We start from the raw sequence: 17081 nt of genomic DNA on the forward strand, positions 1-17081 counted from the left end.
GGATATTTATGCGAAATCCGGGTCAATAAAACCAGCTATAGCGAGCGCCGATCTGGGTCACCGGCGTACCGAGACGCGAGACGCGCTGATGCGAGAAAAAGAGCGCCGCATGATCGCCGCCGAACACCGTGCCCGCGAGGCCCAGACTGAGCGACGGCCCCCAGCCCTGGAACGAGTCGTGCAATACGCCGACGTCGAGGAACGGCCGCCATGCCCGCGTGTACTGGTCGATCAGATCGTTGCCGAAGCCGAAGAAGACCCCGTATTGCGAGTACGTCTGCGGGATGAACGTCGACGCGCTGACCGGACCGGCGCTCACGGGAATCAGCCGCGAAATCAGGCCGTCGGCCTCGCCGCTTGCGCTGTAGTCGCCATGCGCACCGATCAGCCGCAGCGTGTAGTCGGGATAATTCGTGCGGATGCGATAACCGATTTCACCGGTCGAGAGCACGCCGCTGCCCAGATAGTTGCGCGCCTGGCTATAGAAGCGATCGGCTTCGACCGTGCCCGTGGCATACAGACTCTGCGTCGCGCGGTACGTGATCGTGCCGACCACGTTGTCCTTCATGCCGCCCACCTGCAACGCCTGCGACTCGCGCGCCGTCTGGTTGCGGCCTGCCTTCAAGGCCACCGACAGCGGCGAATTCCTGCCCCACTCCGCAGCCACCGCCACGCTATAGAAACTGTCGAGCGCTTCGCGGCGGCCCACGGTGACCATGAAGGCCGTGTCGTAGGTTTGACGCCGCGCGAAAAATTCCACAGAACGGTCCACCGACGGCACGTTGGTGAGCTGCCCCTGATCCGTGGAGTGCTGGAAGCGCTGCACACCGTTCACGCCGACCATGTACAGATCGGCGATCTTGATGCTGCCCGCCAACGTCTGTTCGATGTAATCGAGCGGATGCTCGACGTAACTGGTTACGGTCGCGTCGAGCGATTGCGGCCACGTCAGCGCGGTCTGCTCCAGACGGCTATGCAACTCCGAATCATAGGGCGCGCCTTCCAGACCCTGGAACGCGAGGTTTTCAGCCGCGCCCGGACGGTCCACCGCGATCGACGCGTCGATACGGTTGTAGATCGGCAAACGCGCGCCTTGCTGGTCGAGCAGACGCTCCATGGCGGGCTTATCGTTCTCGGCGAGCGCGATCGCAATCAGTTGCTCCGAAGGCTGCACGAGGACGTTGGCGTACTGGCGAGCCAGCCAGCGCTTGGCCAACGGATTCGCTTCGTGCGACATCGCCCAGGCGAGCGCCACGTCGCGCGCCACTGACGAGCTCAGCGTCGCCTGATCCGGCGACGCCACGGCGGCGTGCGCTTTCACCGGCTGCGCGGGCGGCAGGCCGGCCGCGTCGCCGAGCAGCGTACGGCGTGCTTCGGCGTTGTCGTTGCGGCCCGCGTCGCTCGCGAGCAGATCGATCAGGAACGCCTTGGACACGTCCGCGTTTTCGAAGATCGATGCGAGCGTGACGCGACGGCCGAGCATCTGCTCACGCACTTCGCTGCCCTGCGAGGCGCGCGTGCGCAGCACGATCTGGCCTTGCGCGCTGTTGGCGCGCACCTCGGCCTCCTCCTGCTGCATCTGGCGCCAGACGTTGCGGCGGATCGACCACGCGAGATCGCTGCGCCCCGCCATTTCCTGCGCTTCGGCATAAGTCAGCTGCCAGAGCGGGTCGCGTGACATGGCCGCCGATTGCAGACGCAAATACTTGAGCGCCGCTTCCGGCCGGTTCAGACGCATCTGCGCGGCGGCCAGCGGCCCCCACAAAGAGGGTGCCTGCGCGGGCGTGTCACGCCATTCGGCGACTGCCTCGCGCAACTGCGCTTCGCTGCCGTAGTCCACCAGCGTCCAGAGCAGCGCGGCGCGCAAGTCGAGCGTCGCGCCCGGCAGCGCCACCGCGTGTTGCAGGTCGTGCAGCGCGTCGAGCGGACGGTCGATCTGCCGATAGTATTCGGCGCGCACGCGCAGAAACGCCGGGTCGGCTTCGGCGGCCGCCAGTTGCTCGGGCGTCAGGCTTTTCAGCAACGCGTCGACACGATCGTATTGCTCCGCCTCGGTGTAATAGTGAATCGCGCTTTGCAGCGCGCGCTGCGACTGGTCGCGGCGGAACTGCAGTTCGGACGTGCGAGCCGCGTCGACGGGATAGGCGTCGTAGAAATACGTCATCGCGCTCAGGTCTTCGGGCGCGGCCTTGCCGCTCGCCAGCAGATGCTTGTAGGCGTCGTTCGCGATGTCGTCACGCTGCAACAGACGCGCGAGTTGCGCGGCATTGCGCCAGAACAGCGTGTCGTCGTCCTTGGCGCCCTTACGCGCGGCGAGCAGCGTGCCGAGCGCGCCCTTGTAGTCGCCGTGGCGATACAGCAGGCTCGCCGTGCGCATCGCGTATTGGGTGTTCGACGGGTACAGCTGGTTCAGCTTGCGGTAGTAGGTCAGCGCTTCGTCGTCGTGACCCGAGCGCTCGGCGAGCTGACCCAGACGCGAGTCGATCGCTTCAGCCGGCGAATTGCGTTGGCGGCTGCGCAGGAACGCGAGCGCGTCGTCCGGGCGGCCCAGACGTTCGTAGGCTGCCACCACCGAGTCGATCAGCTTGAGATCGCCGGGCGCCGCATTCGACGCCTGGATCAACGCGGCCAGATAGGCGTTGTCGTCGTTGAGCATCGGCGCGAGACGCATCACGTTTTTCCAGCCTTCCGGGTCGTGCGTGGCCTGGGCGTAAGTGAGCCACATCTGCAAGGCGAGCGGCGACGCGTGGTTCCATTCAGCAACCTGAGCGAGGCGCTTGGTCCAGACCGGCGAGCCCGGATTCTTGCTGACCTGCTCGGTCGCTACGCGCTGTGCATTCGGCAGATCGCTCGATTCGAGGAACGATTGATAGAGCAGGCTCGGAACATCGTTCGACGCGGCTGCGGCGTTCGATCCGGCTGCGGGGCTCGACGCGCCCGTCGGTGCGGCTGCCGCGGCCGTATTGGCTGCGGGGCTCGACGCCGCTGCGGCGGCTGCGGCAGATGCAGCAGATGCGGCACGCCCCGCTGCCACGGTGGATGCCGCGACGCGTACGAGATGCACGTCACCCGCGCCATGCGTGCGGGCGCGCAACGCACGCGCCGCGCCGGCTTGCGGGCCGTCCATATAAGCGTACTGCGCCGGCAAACCGCCTTCGTGCGCGCGTTCGCGGATGAAGTCGACAAGACGCAGCGCGCCGTCTTCGTCCGGCTGTGCCTGCGCATAGCCGGCCAGCGCCTTCGCGTAACGGTCGACCAGATCCGGACGATGCGCGGCGCGCGCCAGGTTCAGCAAGACGACGAGCGTCTCGTGATCGTGAGCAAACGCGGCGCCGTGTTCGTTGGCGGCGGCCAGCGCTTCGTCGAGCAGATTGCCCGATTGCAAGGCCCGAATGCCGGCGATGAAGCACTGACGCTGCGCATCGAAGGTCGCTGCGGCCGCTTGCAGGCGGAACCAGGCGTTCGCCGCGCCGCGATAGTCGCCGCCGTACATGGCGAAGCGCACCACTTCTCGGTTCCAGCGCGTTTGCTGCGCCGGATCCTGCGCGGCGAGGCGCGCATAGAGTTGGCCGGCGAGTTGTTGCGCGTTCACCGAGGCGGCTGCCTCAGCCAGCATCTGCAGATCGGCATTCGACCACGACAGGGCCGCCGCATTCGTGAGCTGGGTACGCAAGCGCGCGAGCGCGGCCTCGCGGCCCGGATCATTAGCGGGCAGCGCGAACGTCTCGCGCGTGTCGACGCTCAGGCGCAGCAACTGCGCCGCGCGGTGCATCTGTTCGCTGGGAATCGCCTCCATGCGGGCGGCGATACGGCGCGCGTCCTCGTTGCGCCCCAGACGCACATATTGCGTGCCGAGCACCGAGAGGATTTCCGTGTTGTCGGGCTGCACGCGCAGCCATGCTTCGAGATAGGCAATGCTGAGATCGCTCGGCGCGTCGGTCGACGTCATCCGGCTGCGCAGTCCGCCGCGCGGATGCACGAGGTACAGCGTGATCAACACCACACCGGCGAGCAGCAGAACGAGCCACGTGGGCGCGATACGAGGACGATTATCGGCCACAGGCGACCTCGACTGACTTGTAGTTCAGCTTGTGGCCGATATCGGCCTGCGTATCGAAACGCAGGAAATCACCGTCGCGACGCGTGGCGACAGCCTGGTTGTTGACACTGACCTTGCACTGCTGCGCGTTGGCCAGCTTGACGAACGGCTGGTAATGGCCGGCGAATTCGAAACGCATGCCCTGCGGCGTGCGCCGGAAGTTGCGCACGAAACCGTTGGCTTCGCCGATATACGGCGACGCGCTCTGGGTCGCGGCGCCGCCGATCGCAAAGCGGGCGCTGCCGCCGTCGATATGGATATAGGTGCCGTCGGGGCCGTTCGCGAAACCGGTCACGCCCGAAGCGTTATCCAGCGACGGTTTGGCCGCCTGCGGCCAGTGCAGCTCGCGCACTTCGCCGTTGCCGCGCACGATCCAGTCGCCCGCCTGCGGGCCCACCTCTTTCGCCACCGCGAACGTGTGCCAGTCGAGCACCTTGCGGATGTACTCGCTCACGTAGACCGGCATGACCGGCTGCTTGAGCACCGTCGAAAAGATCTGGTCGAGCGCGCGCAACGAGGCCACCTTGGTGCCGCTGTACATGTGGTAATAGATGTCGATCGGCTTGAAGCGCAGCGGCCGGTCGGTCATCGAGAAAGTTTCGAGCACGCGCGTGAAGCCATAGAACGGGCCTTGCCAGTCGTTCGTGTAGACGTTCTCGTCCTGGTTCGGCGCATACACCTGATAGGCGCCAGGTCCCTTGTCCACGCCGATCGGCGCGATATTGGTCCAGCTATTAGCCGACTTCGTGATGACCGTGTCGCCGCCGTTGAAGTTGTAGACGCCCGCCTCGTACACCTTGCGCACCACGAAGCCCGGCGGCCGGCAATCGCCCGACCACTGCAGAATCACCGTCTTCTTGCCGGCCGGCGCGAGACGCGTGTTGATATAGTCGATCGAACCGGTGATCTCACGGTCGATATTGAAGTGATAACCCGGAATGTTCAGCGAGAACGCCGCGTCGCCGCCTCCGCGGTCCACTTGCGCGCCGGTCTTGCTGTCCACCTGCTCCCATTGGAACGGATGCGAATACGTGTGCGTGCCGATCTCGACGTGCGGCAGCGCGAACATCTTGCGGGCGATCTCTTCCAGACGCGGCGAGATCTCCGGATGCAGGCCCTTCGGACCGACCTCGCCTTCGATCACCGAGAGTGTCATCGGCACCTGGTAGCGGGTGAAGATCTGCTGATACAGCGCTTCGCCCGAATAGTCGGGGCCGGGGAACTCGGCGCGCGAGGCGAAACCGTCGCCGTCCACGTGCGACATGAACAGACGCCGGCCGTTTTCGGTCGTGACGCTCGGCGACGGCATGTCCTGCAAATGCAGCGCCGCTTTCATGAACGCCATCGGTTGAATGGCCCAACGCTCCTGCTCGATGCTGTCGAGCGAGGTCACCGTGTAGGGACTCAGCGCATAGCCGCCCCACGGCGTGAGCGCGACCTGATCGAGCAGCACGCCGTTGGCCGACACGCGCAGCAACGGCTGGCTGCGTGAACCCACGCGCACGCCTTGCAGATCGCGCGGCTCCGGCTTCGGGCTGATTTCGAAGCCGACCATCGGGTCGCTCTTGACCACCGTGACCGGCGCGGCCAGCGTGCCGCCCACCGCTTGCAGATCGAGCGCCGCGCCGGCCGAACCGGCGGCGTCGAAGCCGAACTGGCCGAGGAAAGCGACCGGAATGTGATCCGCCATGCGGGCGGCGACCCAGCGTTGCCACGCCTCGGGATCGGGCACCGCGCCGCGCTGGATCCACGCGACCACGCCCGCATAACGGTCTGGCGTGATGGCGTCCGGCAGACGCGACGAGAAGTCGGCGTACTCGACGTCGTAGCCCATATAGTTGAGCGGCGTGGCCAGATCGCGCACGCCGGCGCTCAGGTCGAGCGGGTCTTTGGTGTCGCGGTCCTGCACGACGAGAATCTTGCGCGGCAGCACTTCGATCTTGCCGATGCCGACCACGTCGCGGGCCTTGCTCGTGACATACGGCAGCATGCCGGCCGACACGACGCGCGCGGCCGTATCACGGGCGCATTGCCGGTCGTTGCGGGCGCAATACTCCAGCGACACGACAGGCACGCTGGTTTGCTGCGTGAACGCGCGGGCCGCCGCAATGCGTTGCGCGCGCAACGATTCCGCGACTTCGAGAAGCTGGCCGCTGTCGTCCACGCCGCGAATCAGCGAATCGCCGACCACCGCGTAGAGCGACTTCGCATACGGCAGCGCGTTGCGCATGACGTCGGCGCCGCCCGCCACGAGCCGCGCGTCCGGATGCGCATCATGAATACGCCCGGCGGCGGCGATGGCCGCGGGCGTGTCGAGCAGGAAGCCGCGATAGCCGCGCTGCCACAGCGGCTCAATCTGACTGGAGAGGAAAGCCTCGGCCGAACCGGCGGACTCCGCACCGTTAGTGCGCGCGATCCACGTGGTATGAGCCAGCGGATGGGCCGCCGGATCAAAGCCGGTAGCCGGATCGACCACGACCGAGTCGAATGCCTGTAATTCGCCGACTGGCGGATTGGCCGCGTAAAAGAAAGCCAGGTTGGGCTGAGAGGAAGCAGAACTGGCGGCCGCGGCAGCGGACTGCAACGGCGCAACCTCAGCATGCGTCACGAGCGGTGCGATACCGGCCGTGCCGAGCATGACCGCAATCAAGGTGCGTGTAAGAAATCGTTCGCCCGCACTTTCGACAACCCCGCAAGAGTCCCAGCCGGCGCGCGCCCGGGTCCGCTTCTTCATCGCCAAAATCTTTTCCCCGTTCAGTCTGAACGCGAGCGGCGTTAACTCCGTATGGAGAAAATTTCCGCTAGCTGATTTTAAAGCCGGCCCAATCTGCATTATTTACACGACGCAAATTCGACGTTGCGACGGATGCGAAACCGACTCTTTGTTTGTTTCCTGCTAAGGCCGAGGAAGATAGCACATCAGATAGGACCGTCTCAAGCTCGCATACGCCAATGTCTGACGCTGGACAGTTAAACAATGAAAAACGCATCCACTTGAATTGAAAGGCAAACGATTGCGCGCCGAAGTGCGAACGCTATTGCCCGACCCGCTCCTCCAAAATCGATTCGTCAAGCGATTCGTGAATGTGTTGGTAAATCGCTGCAGCAAGTCCGATCGATACTCCGCCGAACTTCAATCCTCTGATCAATAATCGTAAAAAATTTGAACTGGCGTGCTTTTTCGTAAAGCGTTCGATTCATTTAAATGATTTGGACAACGCACGTGTGGTACAAAAATACCGAAAAGCAAATTCCCAAAAACGATATCGGAACATCGGTCACACGCCTCTCGCTTCAAACGCGGCAAAAAAAATCGAACGGCGCCCTAAAGAAATCCGAAGGGATGCCGTTAGCGCAGTTGGGCAAACCCGGAGCGATCCGGCGACGCAAAACTATAGGGACTCCCCTGCGGGAGTTCGCCAGTTGCCCGCCGTATCCACGGCGGGCCAATCGACAGCGGTTTCAAAAGACCGCGTCAGGAGGCTACATGCAAAAAAATCGGGGAATGGGTGCGGTTGAATTTGCATTTGCATTTGCTGCTTCGGAATCGGCGGAGAAAACCCGCCTCCTGGGCCGAACCGGCAAATGTTTGAAACGGGCCGGACTGATCGCGGGCCTGTTAGTGGGATGCCTGAACGGCACTGCCTTCGCGGCCACCACCACAACCACCAGCGTCGTCGTCCCCTCCTACTTCAACGCCACCAGTAGCGTCGCGAACTGGAACAGTCTCACGACCACGGCGCGCAAAGTGCCGACCACCGCCATTCTGAATCCGAACAGCGGCCCCGGCGTCAAGGAAGATCCGAACTATGCCGCCGCCGTCGCCAAACTGCGCGCCGCGGGCGGCAAGGTACTGGGCTATGTGTCCACGTCTTACGGCAAGCGCTCGCTGTCGGCGGTCGTGACCGACATCAACACCTATGTGGCGCTGTATAAGGTGGACGGCTTCTTCATCGACGAGATGACGTCCGACAGCCAGATGTCGCACATCCAGTTCTACCAGTCGATCTACAACTACATCAAAGGGCTGAACGCCACCTATTCGGTAACGGCCAATCCGGGCACCAACATTCCTGAGTTGTACGCGAGCCTGCCGACGGCCGACCAGTTCGTCGTGTTCGAGAGCACCGCCAAGAGCTACGCGAAATACCAGCCGATGAGCTGGCAGGCCGCCTATCCGAAGAGCCGCTTCGTGCACATGGTGTACGGCGCGACCGCCGCGCAACTGCCGGGCGTCGTGCAATACGCGAAGGCGCACGGCGCGGGCGGCGTGTATGTGACGTCGCTGTCCGGTGGCAATCCGTATAAAGCACTGCCGCCCTACTGGAGCGATGAGGTGACGGACGCCGCCAAGCCTTGATGCGTCAACTCATGGCGGCATGACTCATGCCGCCATGATGCCGGCCGCGGCGGGCGCGGTGCGATTCGTTTCAATGTCCGTCGGTTGAGAACTGTATGTGTTGAGCGCTTTGCCCTGCCGACGGTTTTCGTCTGCAGGGCTTTTGCGTTGCGCGCGGGGGCGCGTTTTATGGAAGTTTGCCGATAATCGCGCTGCACTCGTCCTTCGTAAAAGCGCGCAGCGTTCGTGTGCGGACGTTGCCGGCCGAGCCCAGCGCGTATCCGAATGACACAAAGCTTTGCTCGTCGGGTGCTTCGATCAGCGTGACAATGTCATATTCGCCCAACGTCCAGTAGATCTCTTTCATTTCACAGCCAAAGGTCTTGGCTAATTCCGCCGCTTGACCCGCACGCTGCGGGCTGTTTTTGATGTTACGGATTCCCTGATCGGTGAATTGTGCAAGTACCACATACGTCGCCATGACGATTCCCCTTACGATTGACACGAGACGGGATTCAGACGCGCAAGTCGGATCGCGAACGCTATTGCGCCGTTGATGCGCGAAAGCGTTCTGCGCGCAATCCAAGTGTAGGTAATGGCAACGCGCGCCACCGGATGTTTGCTGTGATGCGCGCGACAATCATCTCTCGTGCCGATTCCTCACACGCGAATGCAACGCCCGGTGAAGCCATCGGCGCGAGGTCGCGCCGGTTGATCACGGAGGTCGATTCAATGCGTGCGGGGCCGGATAACGATGTCATCTGGAGGCGTCCGATCCGTCGGCGCCTGCGCGGGTAACTCCAGCGCATCGAGGCTCGTGTCGACCCTGTCGAGCATGGCGCGGGCGCGGTGCATATCGAGCGCACCTTCCCATCGCGCCACCACGATGGTCGCCACTCCGTTGCCGATCAGGTTCGTGACCGCTCGCGCCTCGTTGAGAAAGCGGTCGACACCTAACAGCAGCACCAGTCCGGACACGGGGATCTTGTGCATCGAGGCCAGCGTGGCGGCCAGTGCGACGAACCCGGCTCCGGCTACGCCCGCCGACCCTTTGGATGTCAGCAGCAGCACGCCGAGAAGCAGAAGCTGGTCCCAGATCGTCAGGTGGATGTTCAGCGCTTGCGCAACGAACATCGAAGCCATGGTCAGGTAAATCGCCGTACCGTCGGCATTGAACGTATAGCCTGTGGGCAGCACCATCCCGACCACAGGGCGCGAACAACCCAGCTTCTCCATTTTGATCATCATCTGCGGCAGCACTGCTTCGGTCGAAGCCGTACCGAGCGTAATGAAGATTTCGTCCTTGATGTAGCGGAGATACTTCCACAGCGACAATCCGATCATTCGCATGACCAGTCCAAGCACGACGACCACGAAGAAAATCGAGGTCAGGTAAAGGCACAGCATCAACTGACCGAACGATGCCAGCGTGCCGATTCCGTACTTCGCGATGGTAAATGCCATGCCGCCAAACGCGCCGACAGGCGCGACATACATCACGATTCGCACGACGCCGAACATGCCCTGAAGGAACATGTCGAGCATGTCGACGAACGGCGCGGTACGTGGACCCAGTTTGGCGAGAGCAATCGCGAACAGCAGCGAAAAGAAAATGATCGGCAGGATATCGCCATTCGCAAACGCGCCGACAACGCTGTTCGGCACGATGCTCATGAAGAACTCGAGCATGCCGTGCTGTTGCGCCGTATGGGTGTAGGTGGAAATCGACGAACTGTCGATATGGGCGGGATCGATATTCATACCGCTGCCCGGCTTGATGACGTTCACGACGACGAGGCCAACGGCGAGAGCAATCGTCGAGGCAACCTCGAAGTACACGAGCGCCTTGACGCCCACGCGGCCGGCCTCATGAAGGTCGTTCATACGGGCAATGCCGACGACAACGGATGCGAAGATGATCGGCGCAAGCAGCATCCGGATCAGTTTGATGAACAGATCGCCCAGTGGTTTGAGTTGAGAACCGATGTCAGGGTAGAAATGGCCGACGAGCACACCGGCAACAATGCCAATCAGAACCTGTACGTAGAGCCTGGAAAGCGATTTTCCAATCTTTGAAACCCGCATGACTGTCTCCTATGCGTGGCATCTTCTAATGAAATTCAGGGTGAGCACTCGCAGCGGCATCCACCACCGCGGTGTGCACGGACCGAATTCTCCGGCGTTCTCTTTGTCTGTTTTTGTGAACGCCACGCCGACACACGTGCCGGCGTGTAGGGTTGCTAATGACTTATGCGGACAGCTTTTGCATCTCGGCAAAGAGATCGGCCTTTCCTTCGAAGCCGATGCCCGGCAGATCGGGCATGGTGATATAGCCGTTGTCCACTTTCACGCCGTCGGGGAAACCGCCGTAGGGCTGGAAAAGGTCCGGATACGATTCGTTGCCGCCCAGCCCGAGGCCGGCGGCGATGTTCAACGACATCTGGTGTCCGCCGTGCGGAATGCAGCGGCTCGGCGACCAGCCGTGCTGATGCAGCATGTCGAGCGTGCGCAGATATTCGACGAGGCCATAGCTCAACGCGCAATCGAACTGCAGCCAGTCACGATCAGGACGCATGCCGCCGTAGCGAATGAGGTTGCGGGCATCCTGCATCGAGAACAGGTCTTCGCCGGTCGCCATGGGCTTGTCGTAGTAATTGCGAAGCGTGGCCTGCAATTCGTAGTCGAGCGGATCGCCCGGTTCTTCGTACCAGAACAGGTCGTATTGCGAGAGCGCTTTGGCGTACTGGATCGCCGTGTCGAGATCGAAGCGGCCATTGGCGTCGACAGCAAGTTTCTGTCCGTCACCCAGCACGCTCAGAATCGAGTCGATGCGGCGCAGATCTTCATCGAGCGAAGCACCGCCGATTTTCTTCTTCACGACCGTATAGCCCCGGTCAATGTAGCTGCGCATTTCGTCTTTCAGCTTTCCATGGTCCTGGCCGGGATAGTAGTAACCGCCCGCCGCATAAACGAAAATCTTGCGGTCCGGTTGCCCATTACCGTAGCGGTCAGCCAGCAACTGAAACAGCGGCTTGCCTTCGATCTTCGCCACCGCGTCCCAGATTGCCATGTCGATGGTGCCGATCGCCACCGAGCGTTCGCCATGGCCGCCCGGCTTTTCATTCTGGAACATGGTGGCCCAGATCCTGTGCGGATCGAGGTTGTCGCCGGCGTCGTTGACGAGCGTGGTGGGATCGGCTTCGAGAATGCGCGGAATGAAGCGCTCGCGCATCAGCTTGCCCTGGCCATAGCGGCCATTGGAATTGAAGCCGTAACCGACTACCGGCTTTCCGTCGCGCATGACATCCGTCACCACGGCGACGAGGCTCAGCGTCATCTTGCTGAAGTCGATGTAGGCATTGCGGATCGGGGAACTGATCGGAACGGTTTTTTCGCGGATTTCAACGATTCTCATCGCGGGGTCTCCTGAGTTTTGGGCACGTATTGCATGCGTCAGGCTGCAATGGAAACTAGCTTATCCGCGAAACGCCGCGCTAGAATTCGCCTAAATTCATTTCATTTTTTACTTTAGGCGAATAACCAGAGTGGCCACTGACCCGGCATCCGATTTCGAGTTTTTCATCCTCCTTGCCAGACTGAAAAGCCTGTCGGGCGCGGCGCGCGCTCTCGACCTCACCCCGCCGGCGGCAACCAAACGTCTGGGGCTGATCGAACAGAAACTGGGCGCGCGGCTGGTCAACAGAACCACGCGCAGCGTCAGCCTGACGCCGGAAGGCGAGACCTATCTGCACTATGCCGCGCAAATTGTCGGGCAGATCCGGCAGATGGAAGACGAGATATCCGGGACTCGGTCGGACCCTCATGGCCTGTTACGGATCAATGCCACGCTGGGTTTCGGGCGTACGACCATCGCGCCGCTCGTGTCTGACTTCGCGAAGCGCTTTCCGAATGTCGAAATTCAGTTTGAAGTCACCGACCGGCCCATCGACCTCGTGGAAGAAGCATTCGACATGGCGATCCGCTTCGGCGAGCTTCCCGACAGCCGGCTTAGCGCGCGGCGCATCATGAGCAATCGCCGTTTTCTTTGCGCCTCGCCCAAATACCTCGAACGCTTTGGGACACCGGAACGCGTGGAGGACCTCGTTCGGCACCGTTGCATCATTCATCGGCAGAACGACGATGCCTATGGCGTCTGGCGATATATGCAGGGCGACCACACCGAAGCGCTGAAAGTCAAAGGAGCGCTGTCGAGCAATGACGGCGATATCGTGCTGCGGTGGGCGCTCGACGGGCACGGCATATTGATCCGCTCCGAATGGGATCTGGCGAAGTACGTTCAGAGCGGCAGATTAAAACTCGTCTTGCCGGAAACGGTACTGCCGTCGGCCGATCTGTTTGTCTACTATCCCAGCCAGCGGAACCAGACCGCGCGCGCACGCGCATTCATCGACTTTCTGATCGATCACTTTCAGGCGCCGTTTATCCCCGTCGAAACTGGCGCTTTGATCTACGCTCAAAAGAAGAAAACAGGCCGTAAGCCATGAGCCGTGCGCCGCAGCGGTGTGACTTTGTCTTTCAGAAAGGCTGAGGCACACGGAAGGCATGATGGGCTCGAACGCGCAACGCACCCACCCGCGATCCAGGGCAACGCACGAGATGCCCGGTCTGGGCACACCTATTGCTCTATTCCGCTCGCCGGCAAATAACCCGTCAAGGCACGCAGTGCCCACAACGAGTCGCCGTTTCTCATGATCAATCCAGCAATCCACCGGTGGGAGGCCCCATGCTTCGATACGCTGCAATCTTCTTCATTATCGCAATCATCGCCGCAGTATTCGGCTTTGGCGGCATTGCCGCAGGCGCGACGGAAATCGCCAAGATCCTGTTCTTCATCTTCGTGGTGATCTTCCTCGTCACCTTGCTGATGGGCGTGATGCGACGCTGATGAGCGCCTAGTCCGTTTAGGCGGAAACACCCCTATCCCGGCGCGAGAATCAGCACTACGTTGCAATACTTGCCACACGGTATTGCAATTATTGCTGCCCGTGCCGGGGTTCTTCCCCGGGTTTCTTCCCCGGGTTTGGTCCCTCCTCGCTCCGCCCCACTGCCTACCGCACCTGCTCTGCAATAGCGCCAGAACTGCTTTGATTCTGAACTTTAATTGGTTCGCTTGCGTGAGCGCTTTCGCTACATTGAACGTCCAGATCAAGATCGATCACAAGGACAATCAATGGCACTGGTTCGGGGTTTTGCATTCTTCGCGGCGGCACACCAATCGCCCGCTCGCCGCGCGCGCGTTCTGCGCAAGTTCATGACGACAGCAGCGGCCGCGCTCGCGCTGTGCTTCGTTGGCAGCACGCAGGCTGCGCCGCTTGCCGAACTGAAGCTCGACTACGCGTACTACTCGCCGGAAAGCCTCGTCATCAAGCGCAACGGCTGGCTGGAACAGGAGTTCGCCGCCGACCATACCCCGGTCAAATGGGTGCTCAGCCTCGGCAGCAACCGCGCGCTCGAGTATCTGAACAGCGGCGCGATCGATATCGGCTCGACGGCAGGGCTGGCCGCCGTTCTCGGCAAGGCGAACGGCAATCCGATCCGCGCCGTCTATATTTTTTCGCGCCCCGAGTGGACCGCGCTCGTCGTGCGCAAGGACTCTTCGATCAAGAGTCTCGCCGACCTGAAAGGCAAGAAGATCGCCGCAACCAAGGGCACCGACCCGTTCCTCTTCACGTTGCGCGCGCTGCATACGGCGGGACTGTCGCGCGACGACGTCGAACTCGTGAATCTCCAGCATCCGGATGGCCGCACCGCCCTTGCCAATGGACAGGTCGACGCATGGGCCGGTCTCGATCCGCACATGGCCGCCGCGCAGGTGGACGACGGCGCGCGCCTCTTGTACCGCAACGTCGACTTCAATACGTGGGGCTTCCTGAACGCGCGCGAGGACTTCATCCGCGAGCATGCGGACGCGCTCGCCCGCGTGCTGAAGGTGTATGAGAAGGCGCGCGTGTGGATCGCCGCGCATCCCGACGATACGGCGAAGATCGTCTCCGAAGAATCGAAGGTGTCGCTCGCGGTCGCGAAGCTGCAACTCAGCCGTAACGACTTCAGCCACCCGCAGCCCGGCGCGCAGCAGATCGCCGCGCTCAAAGCCGCGGCGCCGATTCTCGTCGATGAGCAACTGGTGAAGAGCGGCACGGATCTCAATCAGGTCATCGACGCGTTGATCGATCCGAAAATCGCCCAACCGGTCATCGCGTCCGCTAACACCAACGCGAAATAATGCGCTCAATACGAATCTCGCAAGCAGTCAGTGCATGCACCGGCGGTGGCAACCATGGCCGCCACTGAAGAAACGCTCGCGCTTGCGAGCCGCGCGTCGCAACGGCTGTCCGCGAACGAGCCAGTGCTGGATCAGCGCACCCGCGACCCGTTGCGCCCCTGGCGCTATGCCGGGCTTGCGCTGCCGGTTCTGTTTCTCGCAGCGATCGAAGCGCTGGTCCGGTCGTCCGTGTTGCCGGCGCATCTCGTGCCCGCGCCGAGTTCTATCGTAGAAACGCTGTGGGAACTCGGCGGCACACGCCTCGCGCGGCATGTCGGCGCGAGCGTCGCGCGCGTGTGCGCAGGCTTTGCACTCGGCTCCGTGTTTGCATTGCTGATCGGCGCGGCCATGGGGCTGAGTCGCCGCGTCGATGCACTGCTCGACCCCGCGTTTCAGGCGCTGCGCGCGATTCCTTCGCTCGCCTGGGTGCCGATCCTTTTGCTCTGGATGGGTATCGACGAAGCCCCCAAAATCACGCTGATCGCGATCGGCGCATTCTTTCCGGTGCAGCTTGGCGTCGTGGCCGGCATACAGGGCGTCGACCGCAAGCTGATCGAGTTCGGTGAAGTCAACCGGCTGACGCGACGCGCGCTGTTCACACGCATCCTCCTGCCCGCGTCGATGCCGCAGATTTTCACGGGCTTGCGTACCGGCCTGAGCCTTGCGTGGATGTTCATGGTTGCCGCGGAGCTGATCGCCGCGACGCGCGGACTCGGCTATCTGCTGAGCGACGGGCGCGAGACCGGCCGGCCGGATCTCGTCTTCGGCGCGATCCTGCTGCTCGCGCTGCTCGGCAAACTGAGCGACGGCGCCTTCAAGGCGATCGAGACGCGCATGCTGTCTTGGCGCGACGCACGCAATGGGCCGGGAGACGCACAATGAGCCACGCTCCCGCCCCCATGCTCGAAGTGCGCGGGCTGACCCGGCGCTTCGGGCAACGCACGGTGTTCGAACAGGTATCGTTTGAAGTGGCTCGCGGTGAGATCGTCAGTCTGGTCGGCCCCAGCGGATGTGGAAAAAGCACGCTGCTGCGCGCGATTGCAGGCCTCGATCGGGACACCGCCGGTTCGGTGCTGCTCGAGAAGCAACCGCAGCGCGGACCTTCCGGGAAGATCGGCGTGATCTTTCAGGAACCCCGGCTGCTGCCGTGGCTAAGCGTTGCCGACAATATCGCGTTCGCCGCCGGACCGCGACAGGGACACGATCCACGCGTCGATGCGCTGCTCGCCGAGGTCGGCTTGCCAGGCATTCGCGATGCGCTGCCCAAGCGGCTGTCGGGCGGCATGGCGCAACGTGTGGCGCTGGCGCGCGGCCTGTTCGCGGAGCCCGACCTGCTGCTGCTCGACGAGCCGTTCAGCGCCGTCGACGCGATCACGCGCTCACGCTTGCAACACGTCCTGCTTTCGTTGACGCATGCACACAGGACAGCCGCGCTGCTGGTCACGCACGATCTCGACGAAGCGCTTTATCTCTCCGACCGCGTGCTGTTGTTGTCGCCGCCTGGTGATGGGTGCCCGAGCCGCATCGCGCGTGAGATCCACATCGCTGCGCCGCGCCCTCGAAACTTGCGCGATCCTGCGCTGGACGCGCTGCGCGATGATTTGCTCGAAGGAATCGCGCACAGTGGGCTGACAGTCGACGATTAAAGCCCGATCAAATTGACGATTCATCGCGCCGATACATTTAGATCGTTGTGAGCTGCGCCTCGCCAGCCATTGACTCACGCTCGGCGCGTCCCAGTGTTCACGCCGCTCGCGCAATCTGCGCTCGCGCGCTCAATCGATGCGACCAGTTGGCGAGCGTGCGCGTCGCCACCGGCGGCTTGCTCAGGATCGCGCTGTCGTAACGCTTGCCGTCGAAGCGCACGAAATCGACGATACGAAACCCCTGGCAACGGTAAAACGCGATCAGATGCGCGGCCGGTTGCGGCGTATCGAGCGCAAGCTCGGCATAACCTCGCGTCGCGGCCCAATGGTCGGCGAATGCGATCAGCAAGGTGCCGATCCCGCGCGCCTGCCACACCGGCTCGACCGCGAACTGCCGCAAGCTGGCGATATCGTCGCGACGGTAAAGCTCGCAGGCCGACTCACGGTCCGGGGCATAGAGCGTCATCGTACCCACGATGCGTCCGGCGCATACCGCCACATAGCAATCGCCGCGCGTTGCGCGCAGGCGTGTCGTCTCGACGGTCTGATCGACGCAAGTGCAATTGAGGCCCATCGCGCCGAGCGGCGTGAAGGCGCGATGCAACATTGCCGTCAGCGCAACGAACGAATCGCGCGCCGGATCGAAGCGGCGCAATTCGACACGGCCCACGCCGTGACACACGTAATCGATACGAACGGATTGTTGCGTCGTTG

General features: G+C 62.5%; 12 protein-coding genes and 1 riboswitch. Of the genes, 6 read left to right on the forward strand and 6 right to left on the reverse strand.

Going from position 1 to position 17081, the window contains the following annotated elements:
- Nucleotides 1-22 precede the first annotated feature (22 nt).
- Together P0D70_RS26080 and P0D70_RS26085 are read right to left on the reverse strand one after the other, a co-directional pair.
- On the reverse strand, nt 23-4060 hold the full coding sequence (locus tag P0D70_RS26080) for a tetratricopeptide repeat protein (protein ID WP_408186577.1): 4038 nt from the start codon (nt 4058-4060) through the stop codon (nt 23-25).
- The gene (locus tag P0D70_RS26085; protein ID WP_408186578.1) at nt 4050-6833 is read right to left on the reverse strand and encodes a polysaccharide deacetylase family protein; all 2784 of its coding nucleotides are present in this window, start codon (nt 6831-6833) and stop codon (nt 4050-4052) included. The genes P0D70_RS26080 and P0D70_RS26085 overlap by 11 nt, the downstream gene beginning before the upstream one ends.
- 617 nt (nt 6834-7450) lie before the next feature.
- A riboswitch (cyclic di-GMP riboswitch) is annotated at nt 7451-7530 on the forward strand.
- 56 nt (nt 7531-7586) lie between these two features.
- Between P0D70_RS26085 and P0D70_RS26090 the strand changes: the two genes are divergently transcribed.
- The gene (locus P0D70_RS26090) at nt 7587-8459 is read left to right on the forward strand and encodes a spherulation-specific family 4 protein (protein ID WP_408186579.1); all 873 of its coding nucleotides are present in this window, start codon (nt 7587-7589) and stop codon (nt 8457-8459) included.
- 166 nt (nt 8460-8625) lie between these two features.
- Here the strand turns inward: P0D70_RS26090 and P0D70_RS26095 are convergent, their stop codons facing one another.
- The 3 genes from P0D70_RS26095 to P0D70_RS26105 form a co-directional block, all read right to left on the reverse strand.
- Entirely contained in the window at nt 8626-8919 is a 294-nt protein-coding gene (locus P0D70_RS26095; protein WP_408186580.1) for a GYD domain-containing protein, read from the reverse strand.
- Between the two features lie 248 nt (nt 8920-9167).
- Nucleotides 9168-10523 carry a C4-dicarboxylate transporter DctA gene (gene dctA / locus P0D70_RS26100; protein ID WP_408186581.1) on the reverse strand — a complete coding sequence of 452 codons (1356 nt, stop codon included), beginning with the start codon at nt 10521-10523 and terminating at the stop codon, nt 9168-9170.
- A gap of 163 nt (nt 10524-10686) precedes the next feature.
- On the reverse strand, nt 10687-11853 hold the full coding sequence (locus P0D70_RS26105; protein ID WP_408186582.1) for a mandelate racemase/muconate lactonizing enzyme family protein: 1167 nt from the start codon (nt 11851-11853) through the stop codon (nt 10687-10689).
- Nucleotides 11854-11983: 130 nt separating this feature from the next.
- On the opposite strand from P0D70_RS26105, the gene P0D70_RS26110 reads away from it, so the two are divergent.
- The 5 genes from P0D70_RS26110 (at nt 11984) to P0D70_RS26130 (ending at nt 16367) form a co-directional block, all read left to right on the forward strand.
- Nucleotides 11984-12943 carry a LysR family transcriptional regulator gene (locus tag P0D70_RS26110; RefSeq protein WP_091795239.1) on the forward strand — a complete coding sequence of 320 codons (960 nt, stop codon included), beginning with the start codon at nt 11984-11986 and terminating at the stop codon, nt 12941-12943.
- Nucleotides 12944-13182: 239 nt separating this feature from the next.
- Entirely contained in the window at nt 13183-13344 is a 162-nt protein-coding gene (locus P0D70_RS26115) for a DUF1328 domain-containing protein (protein ID WP_091795242.1), read from the forward strand.
- Nucleotides 13345-13629: 285 nt separating this feature from the next.
- Nucleotides 13630-14682, forward strand: coding sequence for an aliphatic sulfonate ABC transporter substrate-binding protein (locus P0D70_RS26120; RefSeq protein ID WP_408186583.1), 1053 nt, complete (start codon nt 13630-13632; stop codon nt 14680-14682).
- A 54-nt stretch (nt 14683-14736) separates the two neighbouring features.
- Nucleotides 14737-15603 (forward strand): ABC transporter permease, encoded by an 867-nt coding sequence (locus P0D70_RS26125; protein ID WP_408186584.1) that lies wholly within the window; start codon nt 14737-14739, stop codon nt 15601-15603.
- On the forward strand, nt 15600-16367 hold the full coding sequence (locus P0D70_RS26130) for an ABC transporter ATP-binding protein (protein WP_408186585.1): 768 nt from the start codon (nt 15600-15602) through the stop codon (nt 16365-16367). Before P0D70_RS26125 ends, P0D70_RS26130 begins: the two co-directional genes overlap by 4 nt.
- Nucleotides 16368-16464: 97 nt before the next feature.
- Here P0D70_RS26130 and P0D70_RS26135 read toward each other — a convergent pair.
- The coding region (locus tag P0D70_RS26135) for a GNAT family N-acetyltransferase (RefSeq protein ID WP_408186586.1) at nt 16465-17081 on the reverse strand (617 nt) is incomplete at its 5' end.

The organism is Paraburkholderia sp. RL17-381-BIF-C (genome assembly GCF_046026435.1).
Classification (GTDB): Bacteria; Pseudomonadota; Gammaproteobacteria; order Burkholderiales; family Burkholderiaceae; genus Paraburkholderia.

Bases quoted from the DNA above. Each gene is read 5' to 3' on its own strand.
- P0D70_RS26085 (WP_408186578.1), bottom strand. From the start codon at position 6,833: ATGAAGAAGCGGACCCGGGCGCGCGCCGGCTGGGACTCTTGCGGGGTT.
- P0D70_RS26090 (WP_408186579.1), top strand. From the start codon at position 7,587: ATGCAAAAAAATCGGGGAATGGGTGCGGTTGAATTTGCATTTGCATTT.
- P0D70_RS26095 (WP_408186580.1), bottom strand. From the start codon at position 8,919: ATGGCGACGTATGTGGTACTTGCACAATTCACCGATCAGGGAATCCGT.
- dctA (WP_408186581.1), bottom strand. From the start codon at position 10,523: ATGCGGGTTTCAAAGATTGGAAAATCGCTTTCCAGGCTCTACGTACAG.
- P0D70_RS26105 (WP_408186582.1), bottom strand. From the start codon at position 11,853: ATGAGAATCGTTGAAATCCGCGAAAAAACCGTTCCGATCAGTTCCCCG.
- P0D70_RS26115 (WP_091795242.1), top strand. From the start codon at position 13,183: ATGCTTCGATACGCTGCAATCTTCTTCATTATCGCAATCATCGCCGCA.
- P0D70_RS26120 (WP_408186583.1), top strand. From the start codon at position 13,630: ATGGCACTGGTTCGGGGTTTTGCATTCTTCGCGGCGGCACACCAATCG.
- P0D70_RS26125 (WP_408186584.1), top strand. From the start codon at position 14,737: ATGGCCGCCACTGAAGAAACGCTCGCGCTTGCGAGCCGCGCGTCGCAA.
- P0D70_RS26130 (WP_408186585.1), top strand. From the start codon at position 15,600: ATGAGCCACGCTCCCGCCCCCATGCTCGAAGTGCGCGGGCTGACCCGG.